Raw genomic sequence first — 11491 nt, forward strand, 5'->3', positions numbered from 1 at the left:
AATGAAAATGAAAAATATTAATATAATATTCCAAAGTAAAGAGAAGCCTGGATCGTTAAAGTTTGCTTCGATCCTGGTGCTAATACTTGTATGTATGAGTTCATGTAAAAAGTACCTGGATATTGTACCAGATAATGTAGCTACGATAGATAATGCATTTACTTTAAGAAATGAGGCGCAAAAATATTTATTTACCTGTTATTCATTTTTACCTAAAGATGGAGATCCAATTACCAATCCAGGTTATATGGCTGGTGATGAAATCTGGTCAAATATTGAAGAGCGTGAATTTATTTCTCCGAGCTGGCGCATTGCCAGAGGCAATCAAAATTCAGATAGTCCATTAATGGATATGTGGAATGGATTAAACCAGGGCGGTGGTGGTCTTTACAGGGCGATCAGGACCTGTAATATTTTCCTTGAAAATGTTCAGGACCTAAGTAAAGTTTCAGATCTTAAATTGGATGAAAGACAACGCTGGATTGCTGAAGTGAAATTTTTAAAGGCATATTATAATTATTTGCTTTTAAGAATGTACGGACCTATACCTATTGTAGATAAAAATTTAGATCTTGATGCAACACAGGAAGAGGTTAGGATTAAACGTATGCCATTTGATCAATGTGTAGATTATGTAAGTAACCTTTTGGATGAAGCAATACCGAACTTGCCCGTTATTATAACCGATCGTACAAATGAATTAGGAAGGATTACCAGGCCGATAGCCCTTGCTATTAAAGCTAAATTATTGCTTACCGCTGCTAGTCCATTATTTAATGGTAACAGTGATTATGCAGGATTTCGGGATAAAGATGGTATTGCTTTATTTAATGCAGTATATGATGCCAATAAATGGGTGAAAGCAGCTGAGGCTGCAAAGGCTGCAATTACAGCAGCTGAGGGCGCAGGATTTAAATTGTATACATTTCCAGGGTCGCAGTTTAAGTTATCAGATACAACTACCTTACAACTTACTATTAGAGGCTCATTAACAGAAAGAGTAGCACAAAATCCAGAGCATGTTTGGGCAAACTCGAATAGTTTAGCTGTTTTTTTACAACAGGTTGCGATGCCACGTTTAATGAAAGGTACTGATCCAATCCCTGTTGGGGTAGCCAGGCAGCAATTGGCCCCACCAATAAAAATTGCCGAGATGTTTTATACCAAAAATGGTGTGCCGATCAATGAAGATAAAACACTGGATTTTTCTAATCGGTACTCACTTAGAAAGGCAGTAAAAGCAGAGCGTTTTTATATCAAAGAAGGATATACTACAGCCAGATTAAACTTTGATAGGGAGCCACGCTTTTATGCCGATTTAGCATTTGATGGGGCAACCTGGTATAAATATGATAGTCCTTCAACTTCTGATGAAAATACGTTTACTGTTGAAGCCAAATCTACACAATTGGCAGGCGCAAATAACTTTGGCTGGTATAATGAAACAGGCTATTTTGTTAAAAAAGTAGTGGATTGGAATATGACCCAAAGCGGAAGTGGTGCAACATACCGTACTTATGCGTGGCCTGAAATCCGTTTAGCAGACTTATACCTGATGTATGCAGAAGCGAAAAATGAAACCCTGTCGAGTCCTTCTTCTGAAGTATACGAATACATCAACAGAATAAGAACAAGAGCCGGTTTGCAAAGTATAGAAACTTCATGGACAAATTATGCTACTAACCCTACTAAATACACGACTAAAGATGGCATGAGAAGTATTGTTCAACAGGAACGTTTAATTGAAATGGCTTTTGAAGGTAGCCGCTTTTGGGATATTTTAAGGTGGAAGCGTGCAGCAGAAATGTTTAATCAGCCAATCACAGCCTGGAGCGTTACTCAACCAGATGAGCAGTCTTACTATCGCGTAAGAACCGTTGTAAATCAAAACTTTGTAGCACCACGTGATTATTTATGGCCGATAAGATCTTATGATTTGACGGTAAACCCGAAGCTTGTTCAAAACCCGGGGTGGTAATATTATTAATTAATCAGAAAATATGAAAACGATTAGTAAACTATTTTTAATGCTATTGTTAGCTATAACAGTGTCCATAACTGGATGTAAGCAAGATGAACTCAAACCATTTGAAAAAAATGATACCCCTCCGGGGCAGGTTTCCAATATCTCGGTAACCAACGGACCGGCAAATGCAAAAATAACATACACTTTACCTATTGATAAGGATCTTTTGTATATCAAGGCCGTGTACACTTTAAAAAGTGGTGTTCAGGCCGAAGTTAAGTCATCATACTACAATAACAGCTTATTGGTTGAGGGTTTTGGTGATACTGCTGTTCATGAGGTTAAAGTTTTCTCCGTAAACAGGAGCGAAGTAGAGTCGGCACCGGTAATTGTTAAAATCAAACCATTGGAAAACCCTATTTGGAGCGTTTATAGGAATTTAAGAGTTATTCCTGACTTTGCCGGTGTCAACTTTACTTCAACAAATCCAGCAAAGGCAGATTTATCAATTGAAGTGATGATGTTTAAAGATGGAAAGTACCAACAGATAGGGAAAAACATCTATACCGCTGCAGCTGATATTAACCAATCTATCCGTGGCTTTGATACTCTTGAAAACAAATTTGCCATCACCATCCGTGATAGATGGTTGAATTATAGTGATACATTATATACTAAAATAAAGCCTTTATATGAAACGGCCTTATCAAAATCTCTTTATAAACCTTTAAAACTCCCTACCGACGTTGGACAGACTTATTCATCAACTGCATTGGAGAATATGTGGGATAATGGATTTATCGACTGGCCTAGTTGTTCATTAACAGATGTAAGCAAAGTTACCTCTCAATGGGTAACATTTGATATTGGCAAACCTGCTATTATGAGCCGTATAGTGATATGGAATTACCCTGAATATTTAAACGCTGGAAGGATGTACTATTATGGTGGTAACTTAAAAGATTTTGAGATCTGGGGTTCCGATAATCCACCGGCTGATGGAAGTTTCAATAATTGGGTGATGTTAGGCTCATTTAAATCAACCAAACCATCTGGAAGTCCGTATGGTGTGCAAACTTCTGAAGATTATGCATTTGCTAATGCAGGAATTAGCTATACCTTATCTTCTGCCGGAAAGAAAGTTCGTTACCTGCGTATCAAAACTAATAAAAACTGGCAGGGAACAACTTTTATGTCTATTTCTGAAATACAATGTTATGGAGACCCTCGATAGATCTTATACCTATTAAATTATAAATATGAATAATTACAACATAAAATATAGCAAGATTAAAGTGCTTTTTGCGCTCCTACTTGCTGCCATATTATACTCCGCTTGTACTAAGCAGGATGATTTTAAGAAGTTTGTAGAGGGCGGTGAAATATCTTATACCGGAAAACTGGATTCTGTTAAGATGTTTTCTGGCGATAGCAGGGTATTGCTTACAGGGCTATTTTTAGCAGATCCAAAAGTTGTTAAGTGTAAAATAACCTGGAACAACGGTAAAGATTCAGTTGTCCTGCCAGTAGTTAAAAAAAATGCAATTGATACCTTAATTTACTCCATCCCGAATGTAGCGGAGGGTTTGCAGAATTTTACGATTTACACCTATGATAAAGTGGGAAATAAATCCGTTCCGGTTTATGCCAATGCGCGATCTTATGGAGATCGTTATAAAGCGTCTTTAAGTAACAGGCCAATATCTTCAGTGACGGCAGATGCCAGTACCGGAAAAGGTATTATATCATGGCTAGGAATGGATAAACTCACAGGAGTATTTGCTACTGAAGTACAATATACAAGTACAAATAATGTAATTAAGAAGATTAGAACCAAAATCGATTCTACGAGTACAACAATTCCTGATTTAAAAGCGGGGACTGACATTCAATACCGTACGCTCTTTTTGCCAGATACATCATGTGTGGATACTTTCAGGACTGCCTTTCAAACGCAGCGTGTATTGCTTGATTATACCGGATATTTTAAAAATAGTGGAAATCCATTTGTATCTGATGGTGGTAGTGGCCGATGGCGAGTTCTAAAAGATTGGGTTGTTTCTGCCAGTGTTAAAAACCATGGTGGTTATGGTAGCTGGTGCTCAGATCAAGGTGGAACTTTGGCGATGGAAATGGGATGGAGTAATACTGCTGCAATCGTTGACGGTAAAATCTATCAATCGTTAACTTTACCAGCCGGTAAATATAATTTTGGAATTGATATAGGCGCAAATGAAGCGATTGATCCGGTTTATATTGTTGCCGCCGTTGGAAATACACTTCCTAATGTAAATTCGATATCGACTGCAATAGCCTACACCAACTTTGCAGATAAAAATCTTCAATTTACGCTAACACAACCGACTACGGTGTCAATTGGCTTTCTCGCTACTATGACAACAGGTAATCAATATTGGGTGGTAAAAGGAATATCCCTGAAAACACTTTAATTATGAAATAAACATCATTGAATAATCCTCGAATCTAATTTAGCTTTGAGGATTATTCATTTTTGGACCACTTTACTTTTCTTACCATATAGAATCTCAAAACTTTTAACTCTCACTTCAAATGATCAATCAATCAAAAAAGTATCTTATATCTGCGTGCACCATATTTGCTCTATTCGGCGGATGTAAAAAGGCTGAAAAAGTACCAGAAACTACAATACCCAAAACGGAGACAAGTGGTGCTGTTGCTACAGTTACTACCACTGCTTTTACAAATATTACCACTAATTCTGCCATGAGTGGCGGAGTCATAACCGGCAAAGGTGGGTCGCCAGTTACCGACCAGGGGGTTTGTTGGAGTACATCTCCCAAACCAACCATAGATAGCAAAAAGGCTGGCGTAGTTAGCATTAATGGTTCCGGTGTTTTTGTTAGTCAGCTTGGTGGTTTAACTGCTTCAACCAAATATTATGTAAGAGCTTTCGCCGTAAATAAAGCTGGCGTAGCTTATGGTAACGAAATGGAACTCACTACCGCCAATATAGCTGGTGCAACTTTTGGTTTTTCTCCCATGTACATTGTAGGCTCAACTGTAGCAGCGGCTGATATAGAAGTGTTAACGGATGGTGGTGATGCCATTACAGAACGAGGCATTGTTTATGCTTCAGCAACAGGTCCTACTGTTAGTAACAATAAAGTTAAACATAACAATGCCGGACTTGGTAAGTTTAGGCTGAGCCTGAAATACCTTACACCAAAAACGACTTATTATGCACGTGCCTATGCAATCAATTCAAAAGGAGTAAGTTACAGTAGCGAGGTTACGTTTAAAACCATTGCAAAAGGAAATGTTATCTATACGATCAATAAATCATCAAATCCTACCAGTGAGGAGATTGATGTCTATGCACGTATAAAGATAGCTGCTGATAGTGCTTGCTAGTACTTAAACAATTATACATCGGCAACAAAGAATATTACCTTAAATTACGTGCCAGACGTAGCAACAGCCGATGCAACCAATACCGGATGGGTACGTTATGGAAGTAATGCCACCTATCAAAAATTACGTACCACACTGCACGAGTTCAACCACACTTTAGGTACGGGAACTACCGACTGGTGGACGGGTACGGCAATAGTTAACGGAGTTTATACCGGCAACACGGTAAATACTTTACTGAAAAAAATAACGGGTAAAGACGCACCTCTTAATGGTGATAAACAACATTGGTGGCCATACGGCTTAAATCAGGATAGTGAGGTTTCTTCAAGTTGGGATTATGTATACAATTGCTTAATCATAGAAGCCATGCGAAAAGACGGCTTGCCAGAATGGAGTAGCGGCACCTATACACCATAACCATACATTTGGATGAAATGGCCTAACCAATTTTCAATAACAAGATAAGAAGAGGCTATGTCATAATAGTAACCCCAAAAGTTTTAGTTTAACTTTTGGGGTTTTTTACTTAAGATAATTTTCTCCAAAGGTTGTAACCCGCGGTTAACCCATATTGAAATTAACGGGTTATTGATATACCTTAAAATCTTTACAGTAAATCTATCAACAGGCTTAATAGGTTATTTTAAAACTTATCTACCCCAGAGGCCTGATATAAACCGATTTTTGTCTGAAGTCTTTGCTATTAACGTGCAGAGCCAGCTAAAATCCTTCCTTTCTGAATAGGTAGATTTATTGTTTTTTTGTAAAAGTTGTTCTTCGGATTCTCCCCAAAACATAATTTAATTCTTTCCAAAAAATTGTTGTTAATAAGCAAACAAACAATTATTATAGATTTTCGCATTTTGACTAATCAAAAGCTAGCTTATTCCTAAAATCTTTCTATTTAATCATGTATGTCAAAGTTAAAATCTTATTTTTAAGAGATATCATCCCTTTATTCCTCATTGCAATACGAAAGCACCTTTAATATGCGGAAAAATCAGACAACTGATCCGGCTAAATAATAAAACCGATTTATTTAACTCAAATTTTGGGCGGTTCATATTTCAAGTTGATTTTTTTCAACCAACTTGTTGATAATAATCAATAGGTTTTTTTATTATTTTAACAACCTTTGAGAATGTCTATCCTAAGTCTATAATATTAATGCAATGCAAACCCTTTGAAATAAATGTGATCAAAAAAAATATAAGCCCAAATAAAAAAAAATGTAAAGCATCTGAATTTTTAATATCACAATCGGTGTGTCTGATCATCAGTAGATTATTGGGTGTTTGTTTGGTGCTCGGCCTTTTGACCTGGAATTGCTACCAGATTGCGCGCATTGTTTGGTGGGTTACTGATCAATTATTTGATCAGGGATAATGAAGATAGCCGTAGGGTTTACATGCTTTTGCTATAAAATTCCCTGTTTCCACCCAGTTTCAAAGCTATTAAATTCTTTGGCTGGGTAACCCTCTTTCGTAAAAGCTGGATAAGGAATAGATTAACAAACTTAGATATCCAACAGGGAGCAAATAGTTTTCTGTAGGAAAAAATTACATTTGAATGGAAGGCTCTAAGATATTGATTATATTAAAGGACGCCAAGCTCAGGGCGAAGATTTCTGATATATTGGTCATGGGTAAATACTTGGTTGAGTTTACTGATAATGGGAAAAAAGCGATGGAATTAATCAGGAACCTACCGGTAGACCTGATCATTTGTGGCATGGATCTATATGGGATCGATGGGTTTGGTGTACTGCGTATGGTAAACAAGTTTATCGATACGGTTAGCATATCTGTTGTAATGATTGTAAAGGGGGATGATCAATACGCGATAAGAAGATTGATGGAGATAGGTGCAGATGGATATCTTAATGATGATTTTGACGATGCGGAACTACTGAATCAAGTGGAGGCCCGGTTAAGGAAAAGACGACTTCGGTATGAGTTTTTCCTGCAGCAGCAGTTTCAGCAGAAAAGCCATACCGGGATAGATAACGGCCTTTTTTGGTTGGATGCCATGCGCGAAACATTGGTGCCGAGAATTTTTAAGAAGAAACAAATAATCTTTTATAGGGGAGAACCTTGTATAGGGATTTATTATGTGCTGTCAGGAAAAATAAAAACTTTTATTGCAGATTCTTCCGGACATGTATTGATTACGGAGTTATATTACGCTGGCGAATACTTTGGATTTCAGGATTTTATCTCAGGATCGCATTCGTCAAATACGGCAATGGTTATTGATGATGCACAGGTGGTGGTTATTCCTTTGGGGATGATTAATAAATTGGTTCAGGAGCATCCTGAAGTGACAAACTTTTTTGCGAAAAAATTGGCAAAAGTGGCGCATGAAAAGGATGATCAGACATTGGAACTTGCACATGCTCCTGTACGGGCAAGAGTATCCAGGTCGATTGTAAGATTGGCGAAAAAGGAAAGCAATATACCAGATAATACACGGCTTACGCTTCCAAGAAACGACCTTGCAAATGTAATTGGAATTGCCTCAGAAACGCTTAGCAGAATTCTCAGTGATTTTACAAAGGAAGGGCTCATAGAAAAGGATGGGAACGATATCATTCTAAAAAAAGTTGAGCGGTTAAAAAAAGTACATAATTGACCTTTGACAAAAGATTTAATACAAGCCTTTTGTTTCGGGCCTGATCTTATTATGTGGCTGGTTTAATAGCGCTCGGCCGGTACTTATATAGCAGGTTTTCTGTTTTTTTATTGGGATGCAAAAAGAACAATCCTGTTAGCTTTTTCTCTTCATCAAGGTATGCCAATAACAATCTAAATAGATATATCAATCACTTTCAGGATGCTGCTCTGTGTATGGAGTAGCAAAAGTCAATCCGTACTGATGACGATCAAGGGATGGCCTGTCTATAGTCAATGGAAATAAAGTGAATTACAACCAACTTCGAATTCCGTTCAGATCAACATGATTTTAAAACTAAAATATGAAGATTCATCAGCATTTATCATTTTAAATAAAGCTAAAAAATGTCTGGTAAAGCTATTAGTCTCATCATGTAGCTGACTGCTTTTTTCATGGTGTACCTATTAAAATATGTATAAAATATGTTAAGAATGTTATTTATCTACTTACTTTTTTGCCTCCTGTTTTTGTTTGCCTTGAATGCAGTTGGAGAGTTATATTATTACCATAATTTTAAAATTGATATACTAAAATTGGAGGAGTTGACCCATCTTCTGGTTTCTGAAAGGATTTTCACTTTGATGCAGCAAGTTCTTCTTGTGTTGCTGGTTCCAATTTTACTTTGCTTGATATTTATTTTGTGTTCCTGGATGAAAGATAAATGTTCGGAACAGGTGTTACGTTGGTTGTTTCTCTTTATCGGCTTTGCACCGTACCTATTATCCTATCCCTACATATTCGAATACAGGTTTGCTGGATTGATCCTAACTCTTGTCTGTCTAATCCTAGCACTAGTATTCTGGTTAATGATATTCCATATCAGGTCATTTGAGCTCAATTATATGAGTATTCATCTGTTATTGACCATATTTACATTGACAGCTTTTTTTGGTCTTACCAGGATCGAACAGCAGGTGAATATGCGATATTATTCTGAACTGGGAGCGGCTTCGCAAGGAGATGGTATCGAAAATACTGGATACAAGAAATTCATTTATGTAGGGAGTACAGATTTTTTCAATCTATATTATAATCTGTCTGAGAACCGGGGAGAAGTGGTGCGTAAATAAGTTTTATCAGCGTATGGCAGTCTGTAGAAAATCTGCCATAGCTAAGAAGCAAATATCTTATCCTTTTCAGCAATTATCCACATAAAGCATAAGAAAGAAGCAAATCTTTTGGCAGGCGTTCGTATACCCCAGGATAAAATTTTCGGAAACGGTTAATTCTATAGGCTACATCAGGCAGACGGAAGATTATATTTCTTTCGCTGGCATCGCTCATGGCACAGGGAAGAAAGTAGTTGTAGAATAACTCTGCTAATTCGGGATGCGATTTATAGCTGGTTTCGAGTTCTTCATAATCTATTAAAAAAATGATGGCCTCCTCTATAGCCTCCAGATTAAGATTTTCTGTTCGGGGGCTGTTCTGGCCTTGACAAATATAAATACTACCTTTTTGTCCCAGCCAGATATCCGTCTTTTCCCATTCGTTATCCTGCAAAAAACCGTTAATCAGCCCACTGCATACCACTATAATCTGACCAACTGTACCCGGAATATTTTTCGGAAAGAGCGTTTCTCCTTTCTGTAGGGTAAATGCAGTGGTATGTCTGAAGAGGCACCTTAGCGCCGCGCGGCCTTCTCTTCGGTTAATTAATGGTAGGAACACTTTTAAAAAAAACTTAATTTCTATTTTTTCCATTTCCAATTATTCTTATGCTTACAACAGCTTACTAATCTTTTTTACAGCTTTTAACAGGCTACTAACATGTTATGGATCTAAATTCACAATTAAAAAGCATCACTCTCTTGATTTTGCTCAACACGATCATTGATTTATTTCAATTACGGCGCAACATTAATTCTTTTGGTTACAAGTCATCCAATCCGTTACATTTCTTACATAAGCATTTTAGTTGAATACTGAATCGTAAATATGCGAACCAGACAGTCTATCACTTAAAGGCCCTTTAAAGGTGGCAGTTCAGCAAGGGTATATTACGTTTGGGTTGCTATTTTCTACGCTTGAGTATCATTTCAGGCAAGAGTTGCATTACTGCCTCTTTATTTTGTAGCCAAACAGGTAATAGGACCTGTTTCTATTTTGAAGATTATCATGAAAATGAGCATAACAAAAAAATCCTTAAGCTGGCTCTTCTGTTCTTTATTATGGTTTGGGTGCGGCGAAGGACTTCAAAATGCTTCTACAGAACAGGTACAGGTTTTGGAAACTGACTTTATCACTTTAAATCCTGGTGGCACAACAATTAAACAAACATATCCAGGTAACAGGCTTACTTGCTAAACCTCGACATCTTCTCTTCCTGGTGTTATTTTAATATTATTTTTCGTTCAGTATGGGGATTTAAAATCATAAAAATATTATATTCGTGCAGCAGTTCTTTTTTTTGGATCTGCCGAAAAATTAGCAAACCATCAGTTTACGCAACGCTCTCAGAACATCAATCTTTCTCGTTGCAACTGTATTGCCCGGGCCAATCTTTTTAGCCATAAAATGGCTAAGTTTTTTGTGCCTAAAAAATGGATTTAACACCATAATATAGTTGATATGCAAAAAACAATAACTTCAATGTCGGCTTTGAGAAGATCAGCCAAAGACAAACCTAATAGTAAGCCAACCTTTACAGGTTCATATCCCTTGCTTTTAACTGTAGCCAATTAATTAATCAAAGTATTAACGATGATGGAAGACTTGAACAATCTGCATCAATCGGCTAAATAATCTGATCAGAATCAAAGTGGAGACCAGAGACCACAAGAGCAAACGGGGCATCGTCCGAAAAGCCAAAAGAGTAGGAAAAATTAACAATTTTAAAAAAAAATGAGCGACATGAGTCTTCAATTGGGCGTACAGTTCCAATTACTTAAAACCAAATTAGTAGCAATTTATGAGAAAGCTGGAGAGAAAGCTGGAGATAAATCTTCTTTTCTTTTAGCGCCGACAAATCCAGATGAGGTAGGTAGTGCCACCTTAGGTGAAATGGTAAAAGATTTAACTGAAGCGTTTGGAAGTGAGGTTAATACGGATGATATAAAAAACAATCTTAAATCATTAAATTCTGGTGAAAAGCCAAATGCCAAGTTTGATGTGGAGAAGCTTATATTTAGCTTAAAAACCGCTTATATTTATGTTAAAGGAGATGTTAAGGAATATGCTTTTGCCATTGAAGTAGATTGTGGAGGTGCCGTTCCTGATTTAGGATTTATAAAAATTGAGAAACTAGCCTTTAAAATCTGGAATACCAAAAGAAATAAGATATTACAGCAGCTAAATTTAGATACCATTGACAATTTGGTTGAGAAACTAAATGCACCTGAAAAAAAATTAACGGAAGCAGCAGGATAAAGAGATGATAAGATAGTTAAATGATTAAGGGATGAGTACAACTAAGTTGATCTATTATCGATTAAGTACTGGTGCGAGAGCATAATT

9 protein-coding genes are annotated in these 11491 nt (G+C 36.9%); 8 read left to right on the forward strand and 1 reads right to left on the reverse strand.

Translation table 11 applies throughout. The features are described 5' to 3' along the window. Nucleotides 1-7: 7 nt before the first annotated feature. The 7 genes from BLR60_RS23065 to BLR60_RS24725 all read left to right on the forward strand — a co-directional run bounded on the left by BLR60_RS23065 (nt 8) and on the right by BLR60_RS24725 (nt 9105). Nucleotides 8-1978, forward strand: a complete 1971-nt coding sequence (locus tag BLR60_RS23065) for a RagB/SusD family nutrient uptake outer membrane protein (RefSeq protein ID WP_090504400.1) — start codon at nt 8-10, stop codon at nt 1976-1978. Nucleotides 1979-2000: 22 nt separating this feature from the next. Beyond that, the gene (locus BLR60_RS23070) at nt 2001-3200 is read left to right on the forward strand and encodes a DUF5000 domain-containing lipoprotein (RefSeq protein ID WP_090504404.1); all 1200 of its coding nucleotides are present in this window, start codon (nt 2001-2003) and stop codon (nt 3198-3200) included. 25 nt (nt 3201-3225) lie between these two features. Continuing rightward, nucleotides 3226-4416, forward strand: a complete 1191-nt coding sequence (locus tag BLR60_RS23075) for a DUF4998 domain-containing protein (protein WP_090504408.1) — start codon at nt 3226-3228, stop codon at nt 4414-4416. 121 nt (nt 4417-4537) lie between these two features. Beyond that, nucleotides 4538-5359 carry a hypothetical protein gene (locus BLR60_RS23080; protein WP_143009134.1) on the forward strand — a complete coding sequence of 274 codons (822 nt, stop codon included), beginning with the start codon at nt 4538-4540 and terminating at the stop codon, nt 5357-5359. Nucleotides 5360-5407: 48 nt separating this feature from the next. Further along, the gene (locus tag BLR60_RS23085) at nt 5408-5779 is read left to right on the forward strand and encodes a hypothetical protein (RefSeq protein ID WP_090504414.1); all 372 of its coding nucleotides are present in this window, start codon (nt 5408-5410) and stop codon (nt 5777-5779) included. Nucleotides 5780-6931: 1152 nt separating this feature from the next. Further along, nucleotides 6932-7993 carry a cyclic nucleotide-binding domain-containing protein gene (locus tag BLR60_RS23095; RefSeq protein WP_090504420.1) on the forward strand — a complete coding sequence of 354 codons (1062 nt, stop codon included), beginning with the start codon at nt 6932-6934 and terminating at the stop codon, nt 7991-7993. 884 nt (nt 7994-8877) lie between these two features. Further along, a complete protein-coding gene (locus BLR60_RS24725; protein WP_143009135.1) occupies nt 8878-9105 on the forward strand; it encodes a hypothetical protein in 228 nt (75 codons plus the stop codon). A gap of 73 nt (nt 9106-9178) precedes the next feature. Here the strand turns inward: BLR60_RS24725 and BLR60_RS23105 are convergent, their stop codons facing one another. Continuing rightward, nucleotides 9179-9739, reverse strand: a complete 561-nt coding sequence (locus BLR60_RS23105; RefSeq protein ID WP_090504426.1) for a cyclic nucleotide-binding domain-containing protein — start codon at nt 9737-9739, stop codon at nt 9179-9181. A gap of 1140 nt (nt 9740-10879) precedes the next feature. Between BLR60_RS23105 and BLR60_RS23115 the strand changes: the two genes are divergently transcribed. Continuing rightward, complete coding sequence (locus BLR60_RS23115; RefSeq protein WP_090504432.1) at nt 10880-11404, forward strand: hypothetical protein; 525 nt, start codon at nt 10880-10882, stop codon at nt 11402-11404. Nucleotides 11405-11491: the final 87 nt, after the last annotated feature.

Source organism: Pedobacter terrae (assembly GCF_900100705.1).
GTDB lineage: Bacteria > Bacteroidota > Bacteroidia > Sphingobacteriales > Sphingobacteriaceae > Pedobacter > Pedobacter terrae.